The following is a 26115-nucleotide window of genomic DNA, read 5'->3' as shown; positions in this document are numbered from 1 at the left end:
GGGCCACCCGCGGCCTGGCGTCGCCCGCCCTGCCGCGGAGTGTCGGGCAGATCAGCAGGACGGACGACGCGATCGGGGCCGCCGCACTGTACGAGGGGGAGCCGGCGGCCCGGCCGCCTCTGTGAGAGGCAGTTCAGTCAACCGGTCCCGGCCGCACACCGGGAGCGTACGCAAGGCATGGAAGAGCGCACTTGTTTCACACCCCGTGCGAAACGGTCTCCACTACCCTGAGCGGACGCAAGTCACCGGAGGTGGCCGTGCAGCCGAACACCCTTCTCGACGCCCTGCTCGAAGAGGCGGGCTTCTCCCACGCCGGCCTCGCCGCCCGCGTCAACCGGGCAGGATCGTCCAGGGGTCTGTCGCTGCGCTACGAACACACGGCGGTGGCAAGGTGGTTGAAGGGCCAGAGGCCCCGCGGCCGGGTTCCCGATCTGATCTGCGAGGTGCTCGCGGAGCGGCTGCAGCGTGCGGTCACACTCGACGACGTCGGGCTCGGCGTGCCGGACGGACCCGTATCGCCCAGGAGTTCGTCGCTGTCCGGATTCGTGGAGCGGGCCACCGCCCTGTGGCGCTTCGACGCCCAGCAGCGGTCCGGGGACGCGGGTGCGCCCGCGCTCACCGGCACTCCCGCGGTGATGCCGGTGTGGGAGTGGGAGAACCCGCCCGAGGACTCGGACGTCTCACGCGCCGGGCGCACCCATGTCGACATGGCCGACATACAGATGCTCAGATCCGCCCGCGCGCACTACGAGTTGATGTACCGGCGGGCCGGCGGCATCGCGACCCGCTCGCGCGTCGTCGGCTTCCTCCACGCGGAGGCGGCACCGCTTCTGCGCGGCTCGTACGGCGACGCTCTCGGCCGCCAGTTGCACCGCGCCGCCGGTGGTTTGGTGGCGGTGGCCGGCATCTGCGCCTACGACTCCGACGCGCAGGGCCCGGCGCAGCGCTACTTCCATCAGGCGCTGCGGCTGGCCAAGGCGAGCGGTGACCGGGGGCTCGGCGCGTATGTGATCGCGCTGCTGGTCAACCAGTCGCTGTTCATGTCGGAGCACCGGCAGGCGGTCGCGTTCGCGGAGGCGGCGCTGCGGACGGCGGGCCGGCGGATCACTCCGGCGCTGGCTGCCGACCTGTACGCGATGCAGGCCAAGGCGTACGCGCACTTGGGGGACGGCCCGAGCGCGCGGCGCTGTATCGCGCGTGCCGAGTCGGAGGCCGAGCGGATCCGTCCCGGCCACGAGCCGGACGAGACCGGTTACGTCCAGCCGGGTCTGGTCAACGTCCAGGTGGCGGAGGCGCTGCTCGGTCTGGGTGAGCTGGCGGCGGCGAGGGAGCACGCGGCTGCCGCAGTCGGCACGCCGGCGCACGACCGTGGCCGGGTGCACAGGCTCGCCATGCTCAGTCAGATCGAGCTGCGTCAGGGCGAGGTGGACCGTGCGGCGCGGACGGCGGCGGAGATGGTGGAGCGTGCCCGGGGGATGGAGTCGCAGCGGCTGAGGGACCGGATGCGGGCGGTGCGCGAGCATCTGGCGGCGAGCGGCTGCGCCGGCGCGGAGGAGGCCGCGGAACTCATCGACGGTGCGCTCCGCGTTCCCCTCTGACCGTGCTCCTGCTGCCATGTTGGCCATCTACTTGTCGGAAGGTGGCAAAAACGTGCAGTGGACGAACTTGAGCGAACAAACCGTGTACGAGAACCGGTGGTTCAGGGTCAACCTCGCGGATGTCGAGCTGCCCGACGGCCGGCACCTGGACCACTTCCTGATCCGTCTGCGCCCGGTCGCCGTCGCGACCGTGGTCAACGATGCCAACGAGGTGCTGATGCTGTGGCGGCACCGTTTCATAACCGACAGCTGGGGCTGGGAACTCGCCGCGGGCGTCGTCGAGGACGGCGAGGACGTGGCTGCAGCGGCGGCGAGGGAGATGGAGGAGGAGACCGGCTGGCGGCCCGGCCCCCTCCAGCACCTGATGACCGTGGAGCCGTCCAACGGCCTCACCGACGCCCGCCACCACCTCTACTGGGCCGAGGAAGCCGCCTACACGGGGCACCCGGAGGACGACTTCGAGTCCTCGCGCCGCGAGTGGATACCGCTGAAGGTGGTGCCCGACATGATCGCCCGGGGCGAAGTCCCGGCCGCCGCGATGGCGGCCGGGCTGCTGATGCTGCACCACCTGCGGCTCGCCTGAGGCCGGGCCGGCTCGGTGGCGGGGTTCAGGAGTAGGTGTAGAAGCCCGAGCCCGTCTTGCGGCCGAGCCGCCCCGCGTCGACCATCCGCTGGAGCAGCGGGGGAGCGGCGTACAGCGGCTCCTTGTACTCCGTGTACATGCTGTCGGCGACCGAGGCCACGGTGTCGAGGCCGATCAGGTCGGACAGCTTCAGCGGGCCCATGGGATGGGCGCAACCCATCTCCATGCCGTTGTCGATGTCCTCGCGCGACGCGATGCCCGACTCGAACATCCGGATCGCCGAGAGGAGGTACGGGATGAGCAGTGCGTTGACCACGAAGCCCGAGCGGTCCTGGGCGCGGATCGGGTGCTTGTCCAGCACCTGCTGCACCACGGCCTCCGAGCGCTTGATGGTCTCCTCGGAGGTGGTCAGCGCCGGGATCAGCTCGACGAGCCTCTGCACCGGGGCCGGGTTGAAGAAGTGGATGCCGATGACCTGGTCCGGACGGGAGGTCGCGACGGCCAGCTTCACCAGCGGGATCGAGGAGGTGTTGGAGGCGAGGATCGCGTCCTGACGGGTCACCACCTGGTCCAGCACCTGGAAGATCTCCGTCTTGACCTGCTCGTTCTCCACCACGGCCTCGATGACGAGATCGCGGTCGGCGAACTCCCCGAGGTCGGTCGTGAAGCTCAGCCTGTCCAGGGTGGCGTCCCGCTCCTCGTCCGTGATCTTGCCGCGTTCGGCGGCCTTGGAGAGGGAGTTGAACAACCGGGTGCGACCGATCTCCAGGGCCTCGCCCGTGGTCTCGGCAACCTTCACCTCGAGGCCGCTGCGGGCACACACCTCCGCGATGCCCGCGCCCATCTGGCCGCAACCCACCACTCCGACGCGTGCAATGTCGGCCATTGAGTCCGTCACCTCGTGCCTTTCGCTGATCTTTCTGTCGGCAGGTCCCCCGTATGGTTCCGGCGCCCGCCCGACGCCCCGACGTTACTCCGAATGCCTGGGTGGCCGAGCGCCCGGGGCGGGCATGCTCTGCGGATACGACGGCGGACTCCGAGCCCGACAGGGGTGGAAATATGGGGCGAATCGGCAGAAGAGGGTTCGTGGTGACGGCTGCGGGGGCGCTTGCCGCGTTCGCGACAGCCGGTGACGCGGCGGCCCGTGTCCCCGCGGCGGCGTCCCATGGACGGGGGCGCGGCCGCCGATCCGGGCGCGAGTTCCGCGGGATGTGGCTCGCCACCGTGGGCAACCGTGACTGGCCCTCCCGGCCCGGCCTCACTGCCGACCGGCAGCGAGCGGAGCTGCTCGCCTACTTCGACACCGCCGTGGAGCGCCGGCTGAACGCCGTGGTCCTCCAGGTGCGGCCGACGGCGGACGCGCTCTGGCCGTCGCCGCACGAGCCGTGGAGCCAGTATCTGACCGGGGTCCAGGGGCAGGACCCGGGGTGGGACCCGCTCGGCACGGCCGTGCGGCAGGCCCACCGGCGAGGGCTGGAGCTGCATGCCTGGTTCAATCCGTACCGGGTGGCCAGTCACACCGACCCCTCCCGTCTCGTCGAGAATCATCCCGCCCGGCTGCACCCGGACTGGATCGTCGCGTACGGCGGGAAGCTCTACTACAACCCGGGCATCCCGGAGGTCCGGCGCTTCGTCGAGGACGCGATGATGGACGCGGTGGTCCGCTACGACATCGACGCCGTCCACTTCGACGACTACTTCTACCCGTATCCGGTGCCCGACCAGGTCTTCGACGACGACGCGACCTTCGCCCGGTACGGCGACGGGTTCCCCGACAAGGCGGCCTGGCGGCGCGACAACATCAACCGGCTGGTGCGGGAGATGGCGGCCCGGATCAAGGCCGCGAAGAAGCACGTCCGCTTCGGGATCAGCCCGTTCGGCGTGTGGCGCAACGCCGGCACGGACCCGCTGGGGTCCCGTACGGCGGCCGGTGTGCAGACCTACGACGACCTGCACGCGGACACCCGCCGCTGGGTCAAGGAGGGGTGGATCGACTACGTCGTCCCCCAGGTCTACTGGAACATGGGCTTCCCGCCCGCGGACTACGAGACGCTCGTGCCCTGGTGGGCGGAGGTCGCGGCCGGCACCGGCGTCGACCTCTTCATCGGGGAGGCCCTGTACAAGGTGGGCGTGGCCGGGCAACCGGAGGCCTGGCACGACCCGGCCGAACTCTCGCGGCATCTGACGTACGCGAAGCGGTACCCGGCGGTCGGCGGGCACTGTTACTTCTCGGCGATGGAGGTCGTGGCGGACCCGATCGGGGCGATGACCAGGGTGGTGGCCGACCACTACCCGACCAGGGTCCGGCCGCCGGCCTGACGCGCCGGGTGGTGTCAGGTCTTCTCGTGGTGCCTGACGACGGTGTCGGGTCCGGGGGACAACAGCGCTTCGTGCCCGTCCTCGAAGCGGACGCGGAACGGCGGATTGCCTTCGGACCCCAGCACCTCGACGACTTCGGCGACCTTGTCGTGCTGGCCCACGGTCCTGCCGTGCACCAGCAGTGTGTCGCCCACGTTCGCTTGCATCGCGACTGACCTCCTCGGAGCGGCTCTATCTATGGATTTGTCCGTTTTCTCGAGTCTACGGCCGGGGGAGTGCACCGCGCCTCAGGTGCGCCTCAGGTACGGGAACGCTGGGTGGCGGCGATGCAGACCAGGACGGCCACGGCCGCGAGCGGCGCCGCGGGGGAGAGCTCCTCACCCAGCAGCAGCACCGACCAGACGAGCGTCAGCAGCGGCTGGGCGAGCTGGAGCTGACTGGCCCTGGCGATCCCGATGCCGGCCATGCCCCGGTACCAGACGTACAGCCCGAGGAACGTGGATCCGGCGGCCACCCAGACCAGCCCGATCACACCGCGCACAGCGAGGTGGACCGGCTCGTACGCCAGGGCAACGGCCGATCCGGCGACGGCGAGCGGCAGGCAGAGGATCAGGGCCCAGCCGATCACCTGCCAGCCCGGCATCAGCCGCGCGAGCCGGCCGCCCTCCGTGTATCCCGCGGCACACACCAGCAGCGCGCCGAACAGATACAGATCTCCGGTGTGCAGTGCGCCGCCGCTCTGCTGCACCGTGAACGCGATCACGACCGCGGCGCCCGCGAGCGCCGCTGCCCAGAACATCCGGGACGGCCGGCGGCCCGTACGCAGGGCGGCGAACGCGGCGGTGGTCAGGGGCAGCAGACCGACCACCACGGCGGCGTGCGACGAGGTCGAAGTCTGGAGCGCGAGCGTCGTCAGCAGCGGGAAACCCACCACCACGCCGGCGGCGACCGTCGCCAGAGCGGCCCAGTGGCGGCGGTCGGGCAGCGGAACGCGGAGCGCCAGAAGGAACGTGCCCGCGATGGTCGCGGCGAGAGCGCTGCGCACGGCGACCAGCGACCAGGGGCCGAAGCTCTCGAGCCCCCAGACCGTGGACGGGAACGTCAGGGAGAAGGCGACGACGCCCAGCGCGGCGAGAAGTGTGCCGCTGCTGACCGCTATCGAGCCGGTGCCGGTAGCGCTATCCTGTGCTGTCATGCAAGAGCGTAGCAGTGTGGCCGAACTGGCGCAGTCGCTGAAAGCGGAGCTCGACCGCTACCCGATGGGTGGAAAACTGCCGTCAAGTCGTGCCCTCGTCGAGCGCTTCCGGGTGTCCCCGGTGACCGTGTCCCGCGCTCTCGCGCAGCTCGCCGCGGAAGGCCTCGTCGTGACCCGGCCCGGCGCCGGTGCGTACCGGGCGGAGCCGAGGCCCGACGCGCGCCCCGCGGGCGACACCTCCTGGCAGGAGGTGGCCCTCAGCGCCGACGCCGCGGCCGAGATCGTGCCGCGCGCGGTCGACGCCTCAGGCGTGCTCGTCACCCTCGCCGCCCCGCCGCCCGGTGTCGTCGAGTTCAACGGCGGCTACTTGCACGCCGGCCTCCAGCCGGAGAGCGCCATGGCAGCCGCGCTCGCCCGTGCCGGCCGGCGTCCCGGAGCATGGGGCCGCCCGCCCACCGACGGGCTCCCCGAACTGCGGGCGTGGTTCGCCCGAGGCCTCGGCGGCTCCGTCACCGCCGCCGACGTACTGGTCACCGCGGGCGGCCAGTCGGCGCTGACCACCGCTTTGCGTGCGCTCGCACCACCCGGCGCGCCCGTCCTCGTCGAGTCGCCCACCTATCCGGGCATGCTCGCCATCGCCCGTGCCGCCGGCCTGCGGCCCGTCCCCGTCCCGCTCGACACCGGAGGTGTCCGGCCCGAGCTGCTCACCGCCGCCTTCCGGGCCACCGGCGCGCGGGTCCTCGTCTGCCAGCCGCTGTTCCAGAACCCGACCGGTGCGGTGCTGGCACCCGCGCGGCGCCGCGCCGTTCTGCGCATCGCGCGGGAGGCCGGGGCGTTCGTCGTCGAGGACGACTTCGCCCGCCGGCTCGTCCACGAGGATGCGGGACCGCTGCCGCCTCCGCTGGTCGCCGACGACCGGGACGGAGTCGTCGTCCACGTGAGCTCACTCACCAAAGCGACCTCGCCAAGCCTGCGGGTGGGGATGCTCGCCGCCCGCGGTCCGGTCCTCGAACGGCTCCGCGCCATCCATGTCGTCGACAGCTTCTTCGTCCCCCGCCCTCTTCAGGAAGCGGCTCTGGAGCTGGTGGGTGCGCCCGCGTGGAGCCGTCATCTGCGCGGCGTCGCCGCCGAACTGAAGAGCCGACGGGACACCATGACCGCAGCGCTGCGGCTCCAGGTGCCCGACCTCGCCCTTCCCCACATCCCCTCCGGCGGCTACCACCTGTGGCTGCGGCTGCCTGAGGGCAGCGAGGAGTCCGCCTTCGTCGCCGCCGCCCTCCGCGCCGGCGTCGCCGTCGCACCGGGCCGTCCGTACTTCTCCGCCGAACCCCCGGGCGGACACGTGCGGGTGAGCTTCGCGGGCGTCGCCGGCGCGGCAGAGATCGCCGAAGGCGTGCACAGGCTGCGCACCGCCTGCGACGAAGTGCTGCGCTGAAACCGGTACGGCGGGACCGTCCTCCACTCGCGCGGGTGCTCCTTCGTCGGTGCGGCGGGCCTTTCCCTCGGCGGCCGTGCCTCGTGTGAGCCGGACCGATCCCGGCGGCCCGACCCCGCGGCCGCCGGCGCCGGGCGGGGCGGAAGCGGAGAGCCACCGGGGAACCCAGCGGCGCTCTCGCGGTGCGCCCGCCCACGGGAAACCCTTGACCTGCGAGGCTCCGGCCAGCACCATCACGCCATGAGTGTCCGGGTCACACTGATCGCCGCCGCGCGCACGTCCTCGCTGCTCACCGAGCGCTTCGACGACGACCGGCCGCTCGACCAGGCGGGCTGGCACGAAGTGCAGCTCGCCGCCCACGCACTCGTGCCGCTCAGCGCCGCGGAGCTTCGCTACTGCTCGCCGACGCCGCGCAGCCGGGCGACCGGGGAGGCCCTGGGCTTCGCGCCCCTGGCACAGCCCGCGCTGCGCGACTGCGACATGGGCCGCTGGCGCGGCTACACCCTCGCGGAGGTCACAGCCAGGGAGCCCGCCGCCGTCGACGCGTGGCTCTGCGACCCGCGCAGCGCGCCGCACGGCGGGGAACCACTGCTCGCGTTCATCTCCCGCATAGGGGGCTGGCTGGACACCCGCCCGACGGACGGAGGCTCGATCGTCGCCGTTGCGGAGCCCGCCGTGGTCCGGGCCGCTTTCGTGTACGCGCTGCGAGCGCACCCCTCGATGTACTGGAACGTGGACGTCCGGCCGTTGTCGACGGTGACGGTGACCGGTGTGCCCGGCCGCTGGAGCCTGCGCCTGGAGGCGGTCGCCTGATACGCGGCCCCGGCGCGGCCCGCCGGGGCCGGACGCCGCGCCGCGGCCGCCACGCCTTCCACGGCCTCACGGTTTCGGTGCTGGGCCCCGGCCGGCCGAGTGGCACGAAGCCCTCGCGGTGGCCACCGGTTGAACGCCGGGTCATCGCCGGCAGTGTCCCGACCACACCGCACACCGCCGTGACGATTTTGAGCCGGCGGGCGCCGCGCCGGGCGATGAGCAGGCCGATCGCGGCCACGGTGCTCCCAGATCCTCCTTCACGAGCACCAGCACCAGCACTGGCACCGGCACCGGCGTCAGCGCTCGATGAAGTGCTCCGACGGCCCCGGCCGCCGCCGGACCGCTACGAGCTGCGGCGCGGCTTGCCGCGCCTGCTGCCCTTGGCGCCGGCGGAACCGCTCCGCGGCCGCTTCCCGGCAGCGCTGCCCGCGGCCTTGCCCGCCGTCCGGCCGCCCGAGGACCTCCCGCCCGACGACTTACCGGACGTCTTTCCGCCCGACGTCTTCGCGCCGGTGACCTTCCGCCGTGCGTCGCCCGCTTCGGGACGCTTGCCCTTGGGCTGTTCCTGGGCCGGGCGGCCGCGTGAGCTGTTGACGGTCCGGCCCCGGACGATGCCGATGAACTGCTCCACGAGATCGGTGGTCCCGTCCTCCGGCCAGGACAGGGCGACACGCGACACCGGGGCGTCGGAGATCGGCCGGTAGGTGAGGTCCTTGCGGTGGTGCAGCCGGGCCAGCGACTGCGGCACGACGAGCACTCCCACTCCCGCCGCCACCAGTTCGACGGCGTCGGCCGTCGAGGCGGGACGCTCCATCGCGGGCAGCCCCGGCAGGCGCTCCCACTCGAGGGTGTCGTCGAGAGGGTGCAGGACGATGTCGTCGGCGAGGTCCTCGACGGTCACCTCGTCGACGGCGGCCACGGCGTGGTCCTTCGGGACCACCACCACCGTGGTCTCGGTGTAGAGGGGGATCGCGCTGAGATCGGTCCGGTCGATCGGCGACCGCACGAAACCGGCGTCGGCGTCGCCGCTTCGCAGCAGCCCAGGAGCTTCGGCCGCGGGGACGGCGACGAGGGTCAGTGGGACGTCCGGGAGCCGCTCGTGCCAGATCCGCACCCACTTGGTCGGCGTCACGCCGGGGACGTACGAGAGCCGGAACGAAGGGGATGTGTCGGAGCCTGTCACTCCGCCAGGTTACCGGTCGTGGTCAGAGGCATCGAACACCTCTCGATACGCTTGACACCATGACGTCGCACCAGACCACCCAGACCATGAAGCCCGCAACTGCGGCGAAGAAGCTGGGTGTGTACCTTCCGGCCACACCCACCGAGTTCCAGGAGGGTGTCGTCTCGCGCAACGAGCTCAATGCTCTGCAGGCCGACCCGCCCCAGTGGCTGCTGGACCTGCGCCGCGACGGGCCGCACCCCCGGCCGGTGGTCGCGGCGAAGCTGGGCGTCTCCATCGCCGGGCTCGCGCGGGGCGGAGTCACCGAGGCCCTGACCACGGAGCAGATCGACGGGCTGAAGAGGGACATGCCGGACTGGCTGCGGCAGGAGCGCGCCACCCAGGCCGAGGTCCGCAAGGAAGCCGCCCGCATCAAGGAGAAGAACGCGGCGAGGGCCGAGCAGGCCGGCGAGCGGCGTTCCTGACCCGACCTGCGCGACTGAGGCGGCGGTCGCCGGCGAATCTGTTCTGTCGCGGCGGATCGGGCGCCCGCCCGTGCCGGTCCGGTCGCGGCGGAGTCCGGGGTTCCTCATTCCGTGCCGAGGGCGGCCGGGATGTCGAGGACGGTGAGGAAGGCGGTCGCCGCGGGCGTGCGGCCGACGCGGTTCCAGACGACGTATTCGACGCGGGCCGGCGCGTCGGTGACCTCGATGGTGGTCACGCCGGTGAGTTGGGGCACGTAGGCGGCCGGGAGCATGGCGATGCCGAGGCCCTGCCCGACCAGTCGGGCCATGAAGTCCGCTGTGGTTACTTCGAAGGCGACGTCGCGGCTGAGACCGGCGGCCGCGAATGCCTGGTCGGACTGAATCCTTCCGGCCGTCCCGGCCGGCAGGTCCACGAACACCTCGGAAGAGAGCCTGCGCAGGTCGACCGTCGGTTCGTCGGCGAGGGGGTGGTCCGGCGCGACCACGGCGACGAGCCGGTCACGGGCGAGTTCGTGGGCGGCGACACCCTGAGGCCGCGCCGTGGTCGGCAGTCCGAGGAAGGCGACATCGACGATCCCTTGCTCGACCTGCTTGGCCAGGTCCTCGCTCGCGCCGACACGCAGGCCGATGCGTACGTGCGGGTACCGCCCGCGGAACTCCCGCAGCGCGGCTGGGACATCGACCGCGGCGACCGTCGGGATCAGGCCCACGGCGAGCCGTCCGCGTACCTCGCCGACAGCCGCGGCCACTTCGGCGGCCGCGCGCTCGGCGGCGTCCAGGCACTGGCGGGCGGCGGGGAGGAACGCCGCGCCGGCCGGTGTCAGCCGCACCCGGCGGCTGGTGCGTTCGAAGAGCCTCGCGCCGAGTTCCTGTTCCAGTCGGGCGATCTGGTGGCTGAGGGCGGACTGGACCACATGACACCGTTCGGCGGCGCGAGTGAAGCTGTTGGTCTCGGCGACGGCGATGACGTAGCGCATCTGCTGGAGCTCCATGGATCTATCGTGAATTGAGATCGGTGGAGTGACAAGCATGTATTGGACTCATTGATCGCAGCCGGGCGAGACTGCGGGTGTGACAAGTCCAGGAGCACAAAGAGTCCTTGACCGAGCCGGCAGCGGTGTCAGCGGTGTTTCCCGAGGAGGAAATCTGCCGCGGAGCGTCCTGACGGCACTCGCTCCGCTGGCGTGGGGCACGACCTATGTCGTCACCACCGAGCTTCTCCCGCCCGGACACCCTCTGTTCGCGGGACTCCTGCGCGCGTTGCCCGCCGGTCTGATCGCACTGGCCATCACCCGGATGCTGCCGCGCGGCGCGTGGTGGTGGAGGGCCGCGGTGCTCGGAGTGCTGAACATCGGGTTGTTCTTCCCGCTTCTGTTCATAGCGGCCGAACGCCTGCCGGGAGGTGTCGCCGCCACGTTGGCGGCAGCGCAGCCGCTCGTCGTCGCGGTCCTCGCGGTGCCGGTCCTTCGGGAGGGCCTGTCCGCGTGGCGCCTGTTCTGGGGAGCGATCGGGGTCGTCGGCGTCGGCCTGGTGGTGATCGGGCCGAACGCGGCGTTCGACGGCCTCGGCGTCGCGGCGGGCCTGGCGAGCGCGGCCACGATGGCGCTGGGGGTGACACTCACCAAGCGCTGGGGACGCCCGGCCGAGACCGGTCCCACCGCCTTCGCCGGGTGGCAGCTCACCGCGGGAGGCCTGTTCCTGGTGCCCGTCACCTTCCTTGCGGAGGGGGCACCGCCTCACATCGACCCGGCCGCCGCCCTCGGCTACCTCTGGCTGGGTCTGGTCGGCGGTCTGGCCGCCTATGTCCTGTGGTTCCGCGGCATCACCACGCTGCCCGTCGCCTCTGTCGCGGTGCTCGTCCTGCTGTCGCCATTGGTCGCCGCGGTCCTCGGCGCCGTCCTGCTCGGCGAGACGTTCGGGCCGGTCCAGCTCGCGGGGTTCGGCCTCTCGCTCGCCGCGATCGTCGCGGGGCAGCTGCCCGCCCCCACCCGCGCACGGGCCGGTGTCGCGACCTCCCGCCGGGAGTGACAGTGGACGAGGACCGCCGCCGTTCGCCGCTTCTGGCAGCGCCGGGACGCGGTGTTCGGACGAGTGTCCTCCCGACTGGGCAGCCTTGAGGCGCCCGTGGGAAAGGGCCTCGCCGTGAAATTCAGACTGCACGGCCACGTCTGGGGGATCTGCGCCGATGTGGAGGGCCTCTTCGGTGAGCCTCGGCGCGGGACGGACGAACTGTTCGGCCGGCCCCTGCGCCTGCCGCTCGTGCCGGTTCCACCGGCACGAGCGGCGGTGGCGGCGAGGTCGCGTCACGCCACGGCGGTCCCCTCGAGTTCGACCATCTGGCCGGGGATCGCCAGCCGCGTCACCCCGAGCATCGTGGTGGTCGGCGCCACCCCGGCGGCGCCCAGCCGCGCCGCCAGCACCCCGTAGTGCTGGAACAGCAGATCGACGTCGGTCGTGTAGACGTTGAGCCGGACCAGGTTCGCGAGAGACATGCCGGCCTCGGCGAGCACGGCCTCCACGTTGTCGGTACTCAGCCCCAACTGGGCCGCCATGTCACCGTCATGCTGGGGCTTGCCGTCGCCGCTCATCGCGGTCTGCCCGGAGATGTACAGGGTCCGGGTGCTCCCGGATACGACCTCGCCCTGGTTGAAACCCAGGTCCACGGACCACGCCACCGGGTTGACGGCCGTTCGTTCCATTGCCACTTCAGGCTCCATTCGATTCATGGGCAGTACGGACGTCCATCGGCTCGGTAGCCGCCGGCTTCGACGTCGTGTCGAGGAGCCTCGCAGCGAATCACGACATCCATGGTCATGTATTTCGATAAAGTTCTCGTATGCGCGCCGACCGGTTGGTCTCACTGGTGCTGTTGCTGCGTCAGCGCGGTCGGCTGACTGCGGACACGCTCGCCCGCGAGCTGGAGGTATCCACCCGCACCGTGCTGCGTGACATCGAGGCATTGTCCGCGGCCGGCGTCCCGGTCTACGCCGAACGCGGCCGGCACGGCGGTTTCGCGCTGGCGCCCGGTTTCCGGACCGAGCTCACCGGTCTGAACCGGGACGAGGCCCTTGCCCTGTTGACCGCCGGCTCGGGGCGCGGCGAGCAGGTGTTCGGCCTCGGCTCGGCCCTCGCTTCGGCCGTGCGGAAGGTGGTCGACGCGCTGCCCGAGAACCATCGGGCCACCGCGAGCGACGCGGCTCAGCGATTTCTCGTCGACCCGGATACCGACCTGCTCTCGCGTCGGCTGGTCACCGAGGAGGTACCGGGCACCACGATGATCGAGGTACGGCGCGCGGTGCTCGCCGGACACAAGCTGCGCATCCACTACGCGGCGACAGGCCGGGCACCGCGGTGGCGCACGGTGGACCCGATCGGCCTTGTCACCGTACGTGACCGGGGCTACTTGCTGGCCGCGAGATCCGGGGAGGATCGCACGTACCGGCTGTCGCGGGTGCTGGCCGCCGAGGAGCTCCCCGAAGCGGCAGAGCGGCCGAACCGGGTCGATCTGGACCGGATCTGGCGGGAACGCTCCGCGCAGTTCCTCTCCGGCGGCGACCACATCACAGTGTTGGTACGGCTGAACCCGGCGCGGCGGGAGGAACTGCTGGACACCGCGCTGGCCGTCCGCGCGGAAGCCCCCGACGCGGACGGCCGGCTGCGGCTGGAGGTGACGTTTCAGGATTCACGGCACGCCGAATGGGCGCTGTGGCAGCTCGGTACGGACGTGGAAGCCCTGGCCCCGCAGTCGTTGCGCACCTCGCTGCGCGACCGCGCCGCAGCCATTGCCGCCCGCTACGCCGAGTCGTTGTGAGAGTCCCGCGCCCGCGTCTGGAAGATCTCATCGCGCGGCCGCTGCCCACACTGTTCGTCACGGCCCCGTCCGGTGGATCCCCGCAGGCCTTGTCCAGTGGCGAAGCCGGATTCGTCGCCGACCGGATGTGCCGGAAAAGAGGCAGGCCGGCGCGCCGGCGGCACCCATTGGTGATCGACTGCCCACCCACTGGCCGCGCGGAGCGCGGCACACTCCACCCGATTGCATAAACCTGCGTAGCTGCGTATAGTCATGCCATCGATGAGGAGGATTTCGATGACCGTACGAGCAGCAGTGGCAGGGGCGAGCGGGTACGCGGGCGGAGAGCTGCTCCGGCTGCTCCTGGCGCACCCCGAGGTCGAGATCGGCGCCCTCACCGGCAACTCCAACGCCGGCCGGCCCCTCGGCACCATGCAGCCGCACCTGCTGCCCCTGGCCGACCGCGTGCTCATGCCGACCACCGCCGACGTGCTCTCCGGGCACGACGTCGTGTTCCTCGCGCTCCCGCACGGGGAATCCGCCGCCGTCGCCGAGCAGCTCGGGGACGACGTGCTGGTCATCGACATGGGGGCCGACTTCCGGCTGAAGGACGCCGCCGACTGGGAGCAGTTCTACGGCTCCGAGCACGCCGGCACCTGGCCCTACGGCCTGCCGGAACTGCCGGGCGCCCGCGCCGCGCTGGAGGGGTCCAGGCGTGTCGCGGTGCCCGGCTGCTATCCCACCGCAGTCTCGCTCGCGCTGTTCCCCGCGTACCAGGCGGGAATCGCCGAGCCGGAAGCGGTGATCACCGCCGCCACCGGGACCTCCGGCGCAGGCAAGGCGCTCAAGCCGCATCTGCTCGGCTCCGAGGTCATGGGCTCCATGAGCCCCTACGGCGTCGGCGGCGGCCACCGCCACACCCCCGAGATGATCCAGAACCTGAGCGCGGTCGCGGGGGAGCGGGTCACTGTGTCGTTCACGCCCACCCTCGCGCCCATGGCCCGCGGCATCCTCGCCACCTGCTCAGTGAAGGCGAAACCGGGCACGACGGCGCACGACGTGCGGGCCGCGTACGAGAAGGCGCTGGCCGACGAGGAGTTCGTGCACCTGCTGCCCGAGGGGCAGTGGCCCGCCACCGCCTCCGTGTACGGGTCGAACGCCGTGCAGATCCAGGTCGCCCACGACGAGAACGCCGGTCGCGTCATCGCCATCAGCGCCATCGACAACCTCACCAAGGGCACCGCCGGCGGCGCGGTGCAGAGCATGAACATCGCCCTCGGACTCCCCGAGAGCACCGGTCTTTCCACGATTGGAGTTGCGCCGTGAGCGTGACCGCAGCGAAGGGATTCACGGCAGCGGGCATCGCCGCCGGGATCAAGGCCAACGGCAACCCGGACCTGGCCCTCGTGGTCAACACCGGGCCCCGCCGCGCCGCCGCCGGTGTCTTCACCTCCAACCGTGTCAAGGCCGCGCCCGTCCTGTGGTCCGAGCAGGTCCTCACCGGCGGTGAGGTCAGTGCGGTGGTCCTCAACTCCGGTGGCGCCAATGCCTGTACGGGCCCGAAGGGCTTCCAGGACACCCACGCCACCGCGGAGAAGGTCGCCGAGGTGCTCGGGCACAGCGCCGGCGAGGTGGCCGTCGCGTCCACCGGCCTGATCGGCGTCCTGCTCCCCATGGACAAGCTGCTCCCCGGCGTCGAACAGGCCGCCGCCCAGCTCTCCGAGCACGGCGGTGAGAAGGCCGCCATCGCCATCAAGACCACGGACACCGTCCACAAGACCGCGGTCGCCCAGGGCGACGGCTGGACCGTCGGCGGCATGGCAAAGGGCGCCGGCATGCTCGCACCGGGCCTCGCCACGATGCTCGTCGTCCTCACCACTGACGCCGACCTGGATCCCCCCACCCTGGACAAGGCACTGCGCGACGCCACCCGGCAGACCTTCGACCGGGTCGACTCCGACGGCTGCATGTCCACCAACGACACCGTGCTGCTGCTCGCCTCCGGCGCGAGCACGATCACCCCCCGCTACGAGGAGTTCGCCGAGGCCGTACGGGCCGTCTGCGACGACCTCGGCCGCCAGCTGATCGGCGACGCGGAGGGAGCGAGCAAGGACATCAAGATCGAGGTGATCAACGCGGCCACCGAGGACGACGCCGTCGAGGTCGGCCGCTCCATCGCCCGCAACAACCTCCTCAAGTGCGCCATCCACGGCGAGGACCCCAACTGGGGTCGGGTCCTGTCCGCCATCGGTACCACCCGTGCCGCGTTCGAGCCGGACCGGCTGAACGTCGCCATCAACGACGTCTGGGTCTGCAGGAACGGCTCGGTCGGCGAGGACCGCGACCTCGTCGACATGCGCTACCGCGAGGTCCGGATCACCGCCGACCTCGCCGCCGGCACCGAGTCCGCGGTCATCTGGACCAACGACCTCACCGCCGACTACGTCCACGAGAACAGCGCGTACAGCTCATGAGCAGGACCAGGAAGCACACCGCGCTGCCCAAGGCACAGATCCTCATCGAGGCCCTGCCGTGGCTGACCCGCCACAACGGCAAGACCGTCGTCATCAAGTTCGGCGGCAACGCCATGATCGACGAGGACCTCAAGGCGGCCTTCGCCCAGGACGTCGTCTTCCTGCGCCACGCCGGCCTCAAGCCGGTCGTGGTGCACGGCGGCGGCCCACAGATCTCCGCGGCGCTCGACCGCCATGGTCTGGTCAGCGAGTTCAAGGCGGGCCTGCGGGTCACCACCCCGGAGGCGATGGACGTCGTACGGATGGTGCTCGCCGGGCAGGTCCAGCGCGAACTGGTCGGCCTGCTCAACCAGCACGGTCCGTTCGCCGTCGGCCTCACCGGCGAGGACGCCCACACCATCACCGCGACCAAACACCAGCCGCAGATCGACGGCGAGTTCGTCGACATCGGCCGGGTCGGCGAGATCACCGACATCGACACCGGTGCCATCACGGCGCTCCTCGCCGACGGTCGGATCCCGGTCATCTCCTCGATCGCGCGCTCACAGGACGACGGACATGTCTACAACGTCAATGCTGATACGGCGGCTGCGGCACTCGCTGCGGCGCTGGGCGCGGAGACCCTGATGGTCCTCACCGACGTCGAGGGCCTCTACGAGGACTGGCCCGACAGCGACGAGGTGATCAGCCGGCTCACCGCCACCCAGTTGGAGAAACTGCTGCCCGAGCTGTCCAGCGGCATGGTCCCCAAGATGGAGGGGTGCCTGCACGCCGTGCGCAACGGGGTCAACACCGCCCGTGTGATCGACGGCCGCGTCCAGCACTCGATCCTGCTGGAGATCTTCACGGACGAAGGCATCGGCACCATGGTCGTGCCCGACGAGGTACAGGGGGAAGCATGAACGGCAACGGGAACGAGCAGCTCGCCCAGCGGTGGCAGAGCGTCATGTCCGACAACTACGGCACGCCCGAACTGTCGCTGGTCCGCGGTGAGGGCTCCAAGGTCTGGGACGCGGACGGCACCGAGTACACCGACTTCGTCGGCGGCATCGCCGTCAACGCGCTCGGCCACGCGCATCCCGCCGTCGTCGAGGCCGTCACCCGGCAGATCTCCCGTCTCGGCCACGTCTCCAACCTGTACGTCGCGGAGCCGCCCGTCGCCCTCGCCGAGCGGCTTCTCCAGCTCTTCGGCCGGCCGGGCAGGGTCTACTTCGCCAACTCCGGTGCCGAGGCGAACGAAGCCGCCTTCAAGATCGGCCGGCTGACGGGCCGCAAGCACATGGTGGCCACCACCGGAGGGTTCCACGGGCGGACGATGGGCGCCCTCGCGCTCACCGGACAGCCCGCGAAGCAGGACCCGTTCCTGCCGCTGCCGTCGGACGTCACGCACGTCCCGTACGGCGACGTGGAGGCGCTGCGCGCCGCGGTCACGGAGGACACCGCCTTCGTGATCATCGAGCCGATCCAGGGCGAGAACGGCGTGGTCGTGCCGCCCAGGGGCTACCTCGAGGCTGCCCGCGAGATCACCCGCGCCACCGGCACGCTGCTCGTCCTCGACGAGGTCCAGACCGGTATCGGACGCACCGGCCACTGGTTCGAGCACCAGGCCCACCAAGGCGTCGAGCCCGACATCGTCACCCTGGCCAAGGGCCTCGGCGGCGGGCTGCCCGTCGGCGCGACCGTGGTCTTCGGTGAGGCAGCGGAGCTGCTGAAGCCCGGCCACCACGGCACCACCTTCGGCGGGAACCCTGTCGCGTGTGCGGCCGGCCTCGCCGTCCTCGACACGCTGGCGGCCGACGGAGCGCTCGACACCGTCAAGCGGTTGGGCGAGAAGCTGCGCGGGGAAATCGAGGCTCTCGCTCATCCGCTGGTCTCCCACGTCCGCGGCAGCGGCCTGCTGCTGGGTATCGTGCTCACCGGGCCCCTCGCGCCGAAGGTGCAGCAGGCGGCCCAGGATGCAGGGTTCCTGGTGAACGCCCCCGCGCCCGATGTCGTACGGCTCATGCCGGCACTGACCATCACGGACGCGGAGGTGGACGCGTTCCTCCATGCGCTGCCCGGCATCCTTGGTGCGAGCACGCCGGCCACGGCGGGCAACGGGGAAGGACGATCCGGGGAATGAGACGACGATGACCGACGCGAACGGCACCGAGCACGGCGGGCCCGCCGTACCGCAGACCCGCACGGCCCGCCACCGCCGGATCGTGGACATCCTCAACCGGCAGCCGGTGCGCTCCCAGAGCCAGTTGGCGAAACTCCTCGCGGACAACGGACTGCACGTCACCCAGGCGACGCTCTCCCGCGACCTCGACGAACTGGGGGCGGTGAAGATCCGCAACACCGGCGGCGAGCTCATCTACGCGGTGCCCAGCGAGGGCGGCTTCCGCACCCCGCAGGCCCCGCTGGGCGAGTCCGCGAAGGAGGAGCGCATGCGGCGCCTCTCCGGCGAACTGCTGATCTCGGCGGAGGCGTCGGCGAACCTCGTGGTCCTGCGCACACCGCCGGGCGCGGCGCAGTTCCTCGCGTCGGCCATCGACCAGGCGGAACTGCACGATGTGCTCGGCACGATCGCGGGGGACGACACGCTGATGCTGATCAGCCGCGATCCGGCGGGCGGTCAGGCGCTGGCGGACCACATGCTGAGGCTGGCCCAGAACGACCGCTAGGCCCTGCGGGGTGTTTCACCGGCCCCCCACGGCCTGGCGGTCGTGGGGGTCACTGTCCGTGCTCCGCGCGGTGTTTCGGGGGCTCCTCCCCCTACGCCTGGCGGCGTGGGGGACCCCTGCCGGACCCCGCGCCCCAAACGCCGGCGGGCTCGACTTGCCGTCGGGGCCGCACCCGCGGAGCGAAATCCGGCCTGCCCGGGGGCACCTCCCACGGCCGCCGCCCGGAGCGCGGCAGGGCGGAGCCGGTTTCGGGAGGGGCGGGGCGGAAACGGCTCGCGGCAGACGTCACGCGCACGCGGCCGCGGCCGACGCCCCCGCTCAGTCCGTGCGGGCCGGCAGCGGCAGCGGCAGGGCCGGGAGGCCGTCCAGGCTCACGCCGACCTTCTTCTCGCAGTACGCCGCGAACTCCTCCTGCGACTTCCGCCCGAAGTGCTCGGCGTGCTGCGTCCGTTCCTCCCGGTAGTCCATGAACGGCACGGCGAAGCCGCAGGCCTGGCTGATGCGGCGGGCGTGGACGACGATGATCGCGCGGGCACCCGGGCCGTCGGCGTCCTTGAAGCGGCCGATCAGTCCGGCCCAGCGCGGATCGTCACGGAAGACCGCCTCGCCCTGCCCGTGCACCCGTACCACCTGCGGCGGACCGGAGAACGCGCACCACATCAAGGTGATCCGCCCGTTGCCCTCCTCCCGTACGTGCGCGATCGTCTCGGCGCCGCTGCCGCCGAAGTCGAGGTAAGCGAGAGTCGATTCGTCGATGACGACGAGCGTGCCGCTGCGCCCCTTGGGCGACAGGTTGACGTGCCCGTCACCGGCCAGCGGGGCGGTCGCCGTGAAGAAGACCGGCTGCTGTTCGATGAAGTTCCGGAGCCGGCCCTCGATGCGTTCGAATGTTTTCCCCATGAAGGGATTATCGACGCCGTGATCCCCCGGCCCTCGGCCGGCCTCTGCGGCGGAGCGGTCAGGCAGGCGCGAGGCCGATCCGCCGGCGCGTCAGGTCCATGACGTGGTCGCTGAACAGGTGCGCGCACTGCCGGAGCAGCCGGTCCACCTCGGCGTCACCCGGGGGGACCTCGCGCATCCAGGTCAGCTGCTGCACCGAAGATTCCGCAGTGCCCCGCAATTCGGGGTCGCCATCCGCCAGCAGGGCCACGGAAGCCCGGAGTCGGACGAGACCGCCCTGCTCCCGCAGCAGCCGGAATGCGGCCCGGCGCGTCGGGGTGGGCCACCCTGGCGCCAGCCGCTCGGTGAGCCGGTCCGCGCAGAGCCTGCGGGCGTACGGGAGCAGCGCCCGTGCCGCCTCGCGGGCGACGGCCGCCGCCGGGTCGTCCACCAGCGGGAGCACGGTCTCGACGGAGGCCGATTCGAGCAGCCGCAGTCCGGCCACGGCCTGCGCCCGTACGCCGTCGGACGGATGCCTCAGCAGCGGTCGGAGCAGTGCGGCGTCCTCCCGCCGTCCGCACTCGGCGAGTCCGGCGACGACGTAGGGCGCCACGGTGTCGAGGTGCTCGCACAGCTCGAGACAACAGGCGTGCGGATCGCCGCCGTCCTGGCTGATGACCCAGCGCGCGCAGGCACGTACCAGTGCCGACCGGTCGGCGAGGTGGTGCACCGCCTCCTTCGCCCGCCCCGCCCGCCGCAGCGCCGTGACCCCCGCCGACCGTACGAACGGCAGGCGCCCGCCGAGCAGGATGTCGACGGCACGGTCGTCGGATCCGTCGGCCGCCATCCCGGCGAGCGCCGCGTCGGACCACAGCCGGGCCAGGGCCGGATCCCGGTCGTCTGCGGCGTGGCGCGCCAGCGCCCGCACGTCCAGCAGGCCGCGGTCCAGGATGATCCGCGCGGCGAGACGCCGCGTCGCGCTGTCCCGCGTGTCCCGCAGGAGGCTCGGGGCGAGCTGCGGAACGGCGCGCAGCGCTGCCTCGAACAGGTCTCGCGCCCAGGCGCCCTCCTCGCGGCGGCCCAGACGCAGCACCAGCGGCGTGAGTGCGCGCAGGGTCTGTTCCGTTCCGCTTCCAAGCCGCTCCTTGAGCAGTGCGCGGGCGCGCAGCCGCACCGGCTCCGCCCAGTCGGTGCAGCGCACGACGACGAGGTGCCAGAAGGCGGGCGTCCGGGGACCGGTCGCGAGCGCGTCCTCGCGGACCCGCCCGTCCGGGTGGCACAGGGCGGTCTCCGGCCGCTGCCGCAGCCGGTGGGACGCCCCTGGGTCGTACTCCTCCCACCCGTACCGCCCGAAGGCCCGGGCGGCCTCGTCCAGTGCCGTCCAGCAGACCGGGTCGTCGAAGTCCAGCGCCTCGCTCGCCGTGCGCCCCTCCAGCAGGAGCCGCACGGCCTCCCTGGCCGCCGCGTCGTTCCACCGCTTGCCCATTGCGCCGCCCCTCCCGAGCCGATGAACGCGGCCCACCCTAGGAGCGGGAGAGCAGCGCCGACCAGCGGGTTTCCCCGTCGATTGACAAACCATACGGAGGACTGCATAGTTATACCCATCAGCGTATGCACCGTAAGGAGAAACCCGTGACCGAGCGCGTCGTACTCGCCTACTCGGGCGGCCTGGACACCTCCGTCGCCATCGGCTGGATCGCCGAGGAGACGGGCGCCGAGGTCATCGCCGTTGCCGTGGACGTCGGCCAGGGCGGCGAGGACCTGGACGTCATCCGCAAGCGCGCGCTCGCCTGCGGTGCGGTGGAGGCCGAGGTGGCCGACGCCAAGGACGAGTTCGCCGAGGAGTACTGCCTCCCCGCGATCAAGGCCAACGCCCTCTACATGGACCGCTACCCGCTGGTCTCCGCCCTCTCCCGGCCGACGATCGTCAAGCACCTCGTCGCCGCCGCCAAGAAGCACGGCGCGACCACCGTCGCCCACGGCTGCACAGGCAAGGGCAACGACCAGGTGCGGTTCGAGGCCGGCATCGTCGCCCTCGCGCCCGAGCTGAAGTGCATCGCCCCGGTCCGTGACTACGCGATGACCCGGGACAAGGCGATCGCCTTCTGCGAGGAGAAGCAGCTCCCGATCGCCACCACCAAGAAGTCGCCGTACTCCATCGACCAGAACGTCTTCGGGCGGGCTGTCGAGACCGGCTTCCTGGAGGACATCTGGAACGCGCCGATCGAGGACATCTACGAGTACACCTCGAACCCGGCCGAGCAGCGCGAGGCCGACGAGGTCGTCATCTCCTTCAAGGCCGGCGTCCCGGTCGCCATCGACGGCAAGCCCGTCACCGTCCTCCAGGCCATCCAGCAGCTCAACGAGCGGGCCGGCGCCCAGGGCATCGGCCGGATCGACATGGTCGAGGACCGGCTCGTCGGCATCAAGTCCCGCGAGGTCTACGAGGCCCCCGGCGCCATCGCGCTGATCACCGCGCACCAGGAGCTGGAGAACGTCACCGTCGAGCGCGAGCTCGCCCGGTACAAGCGGCAGGTCGAGCAGCGCTGGGGCGAGCTGGTCTACGACGGCCTGTGGTTCTCCCCGCTCAAGCGTGCCCTGGACGGCTTCATCAACGAGGCCAACCAGCACGTCACCGGCGACATCAGGATGACCCTGCACGGCGGCAGGGCCGTCGTCACCGGCCGGAAGTCCGACGAGTCGCTGTACGACTTCAACCTCGCCACCTACGACTCGGGCGACACGTTCGACCAGTCCAAGGCGCAGGGCTTCATCGAGATCTTCGGCCTCTCGCAGAAGATCGCCGCCAAGCGGGACCTGGCGTAACCCGCCTGCGTTGAACAGTGCGCCTCCTCGTCGCGGCGGGGAGGCGCCTTCACACCCTCATCCAAGGAGCTCGAGCTGTGAGCAGCAACAACGGTGACGTCCGGCTCTGGGGCGGCCGCTTCGCCGACGGTCCGGCAGAGGCGCTGGCGAAGCTGTCCGCGTCCGTGCACTTCGACTGGCGGCTCGCGCCGTACGACATCGCCGGCTCCCGTGCCCACGCCCGCGTCCTGCGGAAGGCGGGCCTGCTCACCGACGACGAGCTGACGCGGATGCTCGACGGGCTCGACCGGCTCGAGGCCGACGTGGCGTCCGGCGACTTCACCGGCACCATCGCCGACGAGGACGTCCACACCGCCCTCGAGCGGGGCCTCCTCGAGCGTCTCGGCCCCGACCTCGGCGGCAAGCTCCGCGCCGGCCGGTCCCGCAACGACCAGGTCGCCACGCTCTTCCGGATGTACCTGCGCGACCACGCCCGGATCATCGGCGGCCTGATCGCCGACCTCCAGGACGCCCTCGTCGGCCTGGCCGAGGCCCACCCGGACGTGGCCATGCCCGGCCGTACGCACCTCCAGCACGCGCAGCCGGTCCTCTTCGCCCACCACGTCCTGGCGCATGTCCAGTCGCTCTCGCGGGACGCCGAGCGGCTGCGCCAGTGGGACACCCGCACGGCCGTCTCCCCGTACGGCTCCGGGGCTCTGGCCGGTTCCTCCCTCGGGCTCGACCCGGAGGCGGTCGCCGCCGACCTCGGCTTCGAGCGCGGCTCGGCAGGCAACTCCATCGACGGCACCGCGTCGCGGGACTTCGTCGCCGAGTTCGCCTTCATCACCGCGATGATCGGCGTGAACCTCTCGCGGATCGCCGAGGAGATCATCATCTGGAACACGAAGGAGTTCTCCTTCGTGACCCTGCACGACGCCTTCTCCACCGGTTCGTCGATCATGCCGCAGAAGAAGAACCCGGACATCGCGGAGCTGGCGCGCGGAAAGTCCGGCCGGCTCATCGGCAACCTGACCGGGCTGCTGGCCACGCTCAAGGCCCTCCCGCTCGCGTACAACCGCGACCTCCAGGAGGACAAGGAGCCGGTCTTCGACTCCTGCGACACGCTCGAGGTCCTGCTCCCCGCCTTCACGGGCATGATGGCCACGCTGACCGTCAACCGCGAGCGGATGGAGGAGCTCGCCCCGGCCGGCTTCTCGCTCGCCACGGACATCGCCGAGTGGCTGGTCAAGCAGGGCGTGCCGTTCCGCGTGGCGCACGAGGTCGCGGGCGAGTGCGTCAAGGAGTGCGAGCAACTGGGCATCGAACTGGACCAGCTGACGGACGAGCAGTTCGCCAAGATCTCCGAGCACCTCACGCCCGAGGTCCGCACCGTCCTGAACGTGCCCGGCGCGTTGGCCTCCCGCAACGGCCGCGGTGGCACCGCCCCTTCGGCGGTCGCCACCCAGCTCAACGAGGTCAAGGCCGACCTGGTGATACAGCACGCCTGGGCCACGGCCAAGCAGTAACGCGGGGGCGCCACGGCACCGCCGCCCCCTCCCGGCGCATCGACGCCGGACCGCTCCGACCGGTCCGGCGTCGATGCGCCGCTTCTTTCCCGCCGACGTCAGGAGCTCGTGAGGACGACGAGCTGCCTGGTCGCCCGGGTCATCGCCACGTAGCGGTCGACCGCTCCCTCGACGCCCTCGCCGAACTCGTCAGGGTCGACCAGGACGACCAGGTCGAACTCGAGCCCCTTCGACAGCTCCGGGGTCAGCCACCGGACCCGGGACGTCGATCGGGTTGTGCCCTCTTCGACGTCTCCGGCGCCGATGACGCAGGCGGTCCCGTCGGCATGCGCGGCGAGCCAGCCGTCGAGGATCGTGTCCAGCTCCGAAGCGGATCCGTGGACGACGGGGACGCCGCTGCTGCGGACGGACTTCGGCACGTTGGCGTCGGGGAGCGCCGCCCGGATCACCGGCTCTGCCTCGGCCATGATCTCTTCCGGCGTCCGGTAGTTGACGTTCAGGGACGCCAGGGTGATCCGGTCGAGCCCGACCCGCTCGAGCCGCTCCTGCCACGACTCCGTGAACCCGTGCCTGGCCTGGGCGCGGTCCCCGACGATGGTGAAGCTCCGGGACGGGCACCGCAGCAGCAGCATCTGCCACTCGGCGTCGGTGAGTTCCTGGGCCTCGTCCACGACGACGTGTGCGAACGGTCCGGCGAGCAGGTCCGGTTCGACGGCGGGCAGTTCGGAGTCGTCGACCAGACTGACCTTGGCGTCCTCGCCGCGCAGCATCGTCACCAGGCCTTCGCCGTCGTCGCCGTCGGCGCCCGAATCGGCCGCGGCCTGGATCAGGTTGTCGACGACCTGCGCCGTGCGCTCGCGCTGGGCGGCGAGGACGGCCTCGTGCCGACGCCTGCGTCGTGACGCCTCCGGGTCGCCGAGCCGCTGCCGCGCGGCGTCCAGGAGCGGCAGGTCGGACACCGTCCAGGCCCGGGGTTCCGCGCGCTGGAGCTTGTGGACCTCGTCCCGGCCGAGCCAGGGCGCGCACATCCGCAAGTATGCGGGTACCGACCACAGGTCTCCCACGAGGTCGGCCGCTTCGAGCAGCGGCCATGCGCGGTCGAGCGCCGTGATCAACTCCCTGTTCCCCCGCAGGGACTTGCGGAGCAGTTCGGGCGGGACGTCGTCCGCGCCGTCCGCGCCGTGCTTGTCCACCAGGATCGTCAGCAGTTCCTCCAGCACCTGGTCGCGCGCCTCGTTGTGCGGCGTACCGGGCTCCGCCGCTTCGAACGCCGCGGCCCAGTCGTGGGCGCTCAGCCGGATGTCGGACCAGTGGGTCGTGACCGTCATGCCCTTGGTGGGCGGTTCCTCGTAGAAGGCGACGGCCTTCTCGATCGCGTGCACCAGGTCCGCGGACGACTTCAGGCGGGCCACTTCCGGGTCGGCCTCGACCTCTGCCACGGCTCCTTCGGCGACGAGGTCACGCAGGGTGCAGATCTGCACGCCCTCCTCTCCGAGGCTGGGGAGGACGTCGGAGACGTAGCTCAGGTAGGGCCGGCTCGGACCGACGAACAGCACCCCGCCGCGGCGGTGACCGAGGCGAGGATCGGAGTAGAGGAGGTAGGCGGAGCGGTGCAGAGCGACGACGGTCTTGCCCGTACCCGGGCCGCCGTCGACGACGAGAGCGCCGCGGGACCCCGCGCGGATGACGGCGTCCTGGTCCGCCTGGATCGTGCCGAGCACGTCCCGCATCCGCGGCGACCGGTTGCTGCCCAGGCTGGCGATGAAGGCGGACTGGTCGTCGAGCGCGGCATGTCCGGCGAACCCGTCCGCCGTGAACACCTCGTCCCAGTAGTCGCTGATCCGGCCGCGGGTCCAGCGGTATCTGCGGCGGCTCGCCAGACCCATCGGGTCGGCGTGGGTTGCTCCGAAGAACGGCTCGGCCGCGGGAGAGCGCCAGTCGAGCAGCAGTCGGCGGCCCGTGCTGTCCTTGAGGCCGAGCCGTCCGACGTAGACGGGCTCGGGGTCGTCCGCGCCGCCCACCATGTGCCCGAGGCACAGGTCCAGACCGAAGCGGCGTAGTGCGCGCAGGCGAGCGGTCAGCCGGTGGATCTCCATGTCACGGTCCATGGCCTGCCGGCCGGTGCCGCCGGGTGCCCGGCGCTCGGCGTCGAGGCGGTCGGTCAGTTCGGCGATCGACTCCTCGAGGCACTGCGCGATGGCAGCGAAGTGCTGCTCGTCGCCGGCGATCAGCGTCGGGTCGGCCTTGGGGGAGAGGCGGTCGGGAAGGTCGAAGGCGCTGGTGGTCAGGGGGTTCACGTCATTGCTCCCATGTGAGGCCGCTTGCAGTCGTTGCGCGCAACAAGGCGTCGGGACCGGCGTGACGAATCCGGTGGCCATGGTGGGC

24 protein-coding genes are annotated in these 26115 nt (G+C 71.5%); 15 read left to right on the top strand and 9 right to left on the bottom strand.

The window, feature by feature from the left end:
* The first annotated feature begins 257 nt into the window (after positions 1 to 257).
* On the top strand, positions 258 to 1598 hold the full coding sequence (locus tag MDN94_RS29145; RefSeq protein WP_482728839.1) for an NsdA family TPR-like regulatory protein: 1341 nt from the start codon (positions 258 to 260) through the stop codon (positions 1596 to 1598).
* 52 nt (positions 1599 to 1650) lie between these two features.
* Positions 1651 to 2181 carry an NUDIX domain-containing protein gene (locus MDN94_RS29140; RefSeq protein WP_482728838.1) on the top strand — a complete coding sequence of 177 codons (531 nt, stop codon included), beginning with the start codon at positions 1651 to 1653 and terminating at the stop codon, positions 2179 to 2181.
* Positions 2182 to 2206: 25 nt separating this feature from the next.
* Here MDN94_RS29140 and MDN94_RS29135 read toward each other — a convergent pair whose 3' ends face one another.
* Complete coding sequence (locus MDN94_RS29135) at positions 2207 to 3067, bottom strand: 3-hydroxybutyryl-CoA dehydrogenase (RefSeq protein ID WP_441265360.1); 861 nt, start codon at positions 3065 to 3067, stop codon at positions 2207 to 2209.
* A 173-nt stretch (positions 3068 to 3240) separates the two neighbouring features.
* On the opposite strand from MDN94_RS29135, the gene MDN94_RS29130 reads away from it, so the two are divergent.
* A complete protein-coding gene (locus MDN94_RS29130) occupies positions 3241 to 4500 on the top strand; it encodes a glycoside hydrolase family 10-like protein (RefSeq protein WP_482728837.1) in 1260 nt (419 codons plus the stop codon).
* A 14-nt stretch (positions 4501 to 4514) separates the two neighbouring features.
* Here the strand turns inward: MDN94_RS29130 and MDN94_RS29125 are convergent, their stop codons facing one another.
* Both MDN94_RS29125 and MDN94_RS29120 read right to left on the bottom strand, forming a co-directional pair.
* A complete protein-coding gene (locus tag MDN94_RS29125; RefSeq protein ID WP_189475144.1) occupies positions 4515 to 4706 on the bottom strand; it encodes a DUF1918 domain-containing protein in 192 nt (63 codons plus the stop codon).
* 92 nt (positions 4707 to 4798) lie between these two features.
* A complete protein-coding gene (locus tag MDN94_RS29120; protein WP_482728836.1) occupies positions 4799 to 5695 on the bottom strand; it encodes a DMT family transporter in 897 nt (298 codons plus the stop codon).
* Here MDN94_RS29120 and MDN94_RS29115 point away from each other — a divergent pair.
* Positions 5694 to 7130 (top strand): aminotransferase-like domain-containing protein, encoded by a 1437-nt coding sequence (locus MDN94_RS29115; protein WP_482728835.1) that lies wholly within the window; start codon positions 5694 to 5696, stop codon positions 7128 to 7130. The genes MDN94_RS29120 and MDN94_RS29115 overlap by 2 nt on opposite strands.
* Positions 7131 to 7370: 240 nt before the next feature.
* Positions 7371 to 7943 carry a histidine phosphatase family protein gene (locus MDN94_RS29110; protein WP_482728834.1) on the top strand — a complete coding sequence of 191 codons (573 nt, stop codon included), beginning with the start codon at positions 7371 to 7373 and terminating at the stop codon, positions 7941 to 7943.
* 343 nt (positions 7944 to 8286) lie between these two features.
* On the opposite strand, the gene MDN94_RS29105 is transcribed toward MDN94_RS29110, so the two are convergent.
* Positions 8287 to 9126 carry a LysR substrate-binding domain-containing protein gene (locus MDN94_RS29105; RefSeq protein ID WP_482728833.1) on the bottom strand — a complete coding sequence of 280 codons (840 nt, stop codon included), beginning with the start codon at positions 9124 to 9126 and terminating at the stop codon, positions 8287 to 8289.
* 59 nt (positions 9127 to 9185) lie between these two features.
* On the opposite strand from MDN94_RS29105, the gene MDN94_RS29100 reads away from it, so the two are divergent.
* Positions 9186 to 9590 (top strand): DUF5997 family protein, encoded by a 405-nt coding sequence (locus MDN94_RS29100; protein WP_482728832.1) that lies wholly within the window; start codon positions 9186 to 9188, stop codon positions 9588 to 9590.
* A 104-nt stretch (positions 9591 to 9694) separates the two neighbouring features.
* Here the strand turns inward: MDN94_RS29100 and MDN94_RS29095 are convergent, their stop codons facing one another.
* A complete protein-coding gene (locus tag MDN94_RS29095; protein WP_482728831.1) occupies positions 9695 to 10582 on the bottom strand; it encodes a LysR family transcriptional regulator in 888 nt (295 codons plus the stop codon).
* Between the two features lie 154 nt (positions 10583 to 10736).
* Between MDN94_RS29095 and MDN94_RS29090 the strand changes: the two genes are divergently transcribed.
* Positions 10737 to 11618 carry an EamA family transporter gene (locus MDN94_RS29090; protein ID WP_482729111.1) on the top strand — a complete coding sequence of 294 codons (882 nt, stop codon included), beginning with the start codon at positions 10737 to 10739 and terminating at the stop codon, positions 11616 to 11618.
* Positions 11619 to 11893: 275 nt separating this feature from the next.
* Here MDN94_RS29090 and MDN94_RS29085 read toward each other — a convergent pair whose 3' ends face one another.
* A complete protein-coding gene (locus MDN94_RS29085) occupies positions 11894 to 12289 on the bottom strand; it encodes a RidA family protein (RefSeq protein ID WP_482729110.1) in 396 nt (131 codons plus the stop codon).
* Between the two features lie 137 nt (positions 12290 to 12426).
* Here MDN94_RS29085 and MDN94_RS29080 point away from each other — a divergent pair, with 137 nt between their 5' ends.
* From MDN94_RS29080 to MDN94_RS29055, 6 genes are all read left to right on the top strand, one after another.
* Positions 12427 to 13401 (top strand): helix-turn-helix transcriptional regulator, encoded by a 975-nt coding sequence (locus MDN94_RS29080; protein ID WP_482728830.1) that lies wholly within the window; start codon positions 12427 to 12429, stop codon positions 13399 to 13401.
* 276 nt (positions 13402 to 13677) lie between these two features.
* A complete protein-coding gene (argC, locus tag MDN94_RS29075) occupies positions 13678 to 14706 on the top strand; it encodes an N-acetyl-gamma-glutamyl-phosphate reductase (protein WP_482728829.1) in 1029 nt (342 codons plus the stop codon).
* Positions 14703 to 15854, top strand: a complete 1152-nt coding sequence (argJ, locus tag MDN94_RS29070) for a bifunctional glutamate N-acetyltransferase/amino-acid acetyltransferase ArgJ (protein ID WP_482728828.1) — start codon at positions 14703 to 14705, stop codon at positions 15852 to 15854. The genes argC and argJ overlap by 4 nt, the downstream gene beginning before the upstream one ends.
* A complete protein-coding gene (argB, locus tag MDN94_RS29065) occupies positions 15851 to 16756 on the top strand; it encodes an acetylglutamate kinase (protein ID WP_482728827.1) in 906 nt (301 codons plus the stop codon). Before argJ ends, argB begins: the two co-directional genes overlap by 4 nt.
* Positions 16753 to 17976, top strand: a complete 1224-nt coding sequence (locus MDN94_RS29060; RefSeq protein WP_482728826.1) for an acetylornithine transaminase — start codon at positions 16753 to 16755, stop codon at positions 17974 to 17976. The genes argB and MDN94_RS29060 overlap by 4 nt, the downstream gene beginning before the upstream one ends.
* Before the next feature lie 7 nt (positions 17977 to 17983).
* Positions 17984 to 18520: an arginine repressor gene (locus MDN94_RS29055; RefSeq protein WP_307705459.1), complete on the top strand. Its 537-nt coding sequence runs from the start codon at positions 17984 to 17986 to the stop codon at positions 18518 to 18520.
* Positions 18521 to 18838: 318 nt separating this feature from the next.
* On the opposite strand, the gene MDN94_RS29050 is transcribed toward MDN94_RS29055, so the two are convergent.
* Positions 18839 to 19420, bottom strand: coding sequence for a pyridoxamine 5'-phosphate oxidase family protein (locus tag MDN94_RS29050; RefSeq protein WP_482728825.1), 582 nt, complete (start codon positions 19418 to 19420; stop codon positions 18839 to 18841).
* A 58-nt stretch (positions 19421 to 19478) separates the two neighbouring features.
* Positions 19479 to 20885, bottom strand: a complete 1407-nt coding sequence (locus tag MDN94_RS29045; protein ID WP_482728824.1) for a hypothetical protein — start codon at positions 20883 to 20885, stop codon at positions 19479 to 19481.
* A gap of 146 nt (positions 20886 to 21031) precedes the next feature.
* Here MDN94_RS29045 and MDN94_RS29040 point away from each other — a divergent pair, with 146 nt between their 5' ends.
* Both MDN94_RS29040 and argH read left to right on the top strand, forming a co-directional pair.
* On the top strand, positions 21032 to 22225 hold the full coding sequence (locus MDN94_RS29040) for an argininosuccinate synthase (protein WP_037775206.1): 1194 nt from the start codon (positions 21032 to 21034) through the stop codon (positions 22223 to 22225).
* A gap of 77 nt (positions 22226 to 22302) precedes the next feature.
* Positions 22303 to 23730 carry an argininosuccinate lyase gene (gene argH, locus MDN94_RS29035; RefSeq protein WP_482728823.1) on the top strand — a complete coding sequence of 476 codons (1428 nt, stop codon included), beginning with the start codon at positions 22303 to 22305 and terminating at the stop codon, positions 23728 to 23730.
* Positions 23731 to 23828: 98 nt separating this feature from the next.
* Here the strand turns inward: argH and helR are convergent, their stop codons facing one another.
* Positions 23829 to 26027, bottom strand: a complete 2199-nt coding sequence (gene helR / locus MDN94_RS29030) for an RNA polymerase recycling motor ATPase HelR (protein ID WP_482728822.1) — start codon at positions 26025 to 26027, stop codon at positions 23829 to 23831.
* Positions 26028 to 26115 lie beyond the last annotated feature (88 nt).

It is taken from the genome of Streptomyces sp. WAC00040, from assembly GCF_056835925.1.
This window is presented reverse-complemented; position numbering and strand designations above follow the sequence as displayed.

Coding starts and splice junctions, on each gene's coding strand:
- MDN94_RS29135 (WP_441265360.1), bottom strand. CDS start 3,067: ATGGCCGACATTGCACGCGTCGGAGTGGTGGGTTGCGGCCAGATGGGC.
- MDN94_RS29130 (WP_482728837.1), top strand. CDS start 3,241: ATGGGGCGAATCGGCAGAAGAGGGTTCGTGGTGACGGCTGCGGGGGCG.
- MDN94_RS29125 (WP_189475144.1), bottom strand. CDS start 4,706: ATGCAAGCGAACGTGGGCGACACACTGCTGGTGCACGGCAGGACCGTG.
- MDN94_RS29115 (WP_482728835.1), top strand. CDS start 5,694: ATGCAAGAGCGTAGCAGTGTGGCCGAACTGGCGCAGTCGCTGAAAGCG.
- MDN94_RS29120 (WP_482728836.1), bottom strand. CDS start 5,695: ATGACAGCACAGGATAGCGCTACCGGCACCGGCTCGATAGCGGTCAGC.
- MDN94_RS29110 (WP_482728834.1), top strand. CDS start 7,371: ATGAGTGTCCGGGTCACACTGATCGCCGCCGCGCGCACGTCCTCGCTG.
- MDN94_RS29100 (WP_482728832.1), top strand. CDS start 9,186: ATGACGTCGCACCAGACCACCCAGACCATGAAGCCCGCAACTGCGGCG.
- MDN94_RS29095 (WP_482728831.1), bottom strand. CDS start 10,582: ATGGAGCTCCAGCAGATGCGCTACGTCATCGCCGTCGCCGAGACCAAC.
- MDN94_RS29085 (WP_482729110.1), bottom strand. CDS start 12,289: ATGGAACGAACGGCCGTCAACCCGGTGGCGTGGTCCGTGGACCTGGGT.
- MDN94_RS29080 (WP_482728830.1), top strand. CDS start 12,427: ATGCGCGCCGACCGGTTGGTCTCACTGGTGCTGTTGCTGCGTCAGCGC.
- argC (WP_482728829.1), top strand. CDS start 13,678: ATGACCGTACGAGCAGCAGTGGCAGGGGCGAGCGGGTACGCGGGCGGA.
- argB (WP_482728827.1), top strand. CDS start 15,851: ATGAGCAGGACCAGGAAGCACACCGCGCTGCCCAAGGCACAGATCCTC.
- MDN94_RS29060 (WP_482728826.1), top strand. CDS start 16,753: ATGAACGGCAACGGGAACGAGCAGCTCGCCCAGCGGTGGCAGAGCGTC.
- MDN94_RS29055 (WP_307705459.1), top strand. CDS start 17,984: ATGACCGACGCGAACGGCACCGAGCACGGCGGGCCCGCCGTACCGCAG.
- MDN94_RS29050 (WP_482728825.1), bottom strand. CDS start 19,420: ATGGGGAAAACATTCGAACGCATCGAGGGCCGGCTCCGGAACTTCATC.
- MDN94_RS29045 (WP_482728824.1), bottom strand. CDS start 20,885: ATGGGCAAGCGGTGGAACGACGCGGCGGCCAGGGAGGCCGTGCGGCTC.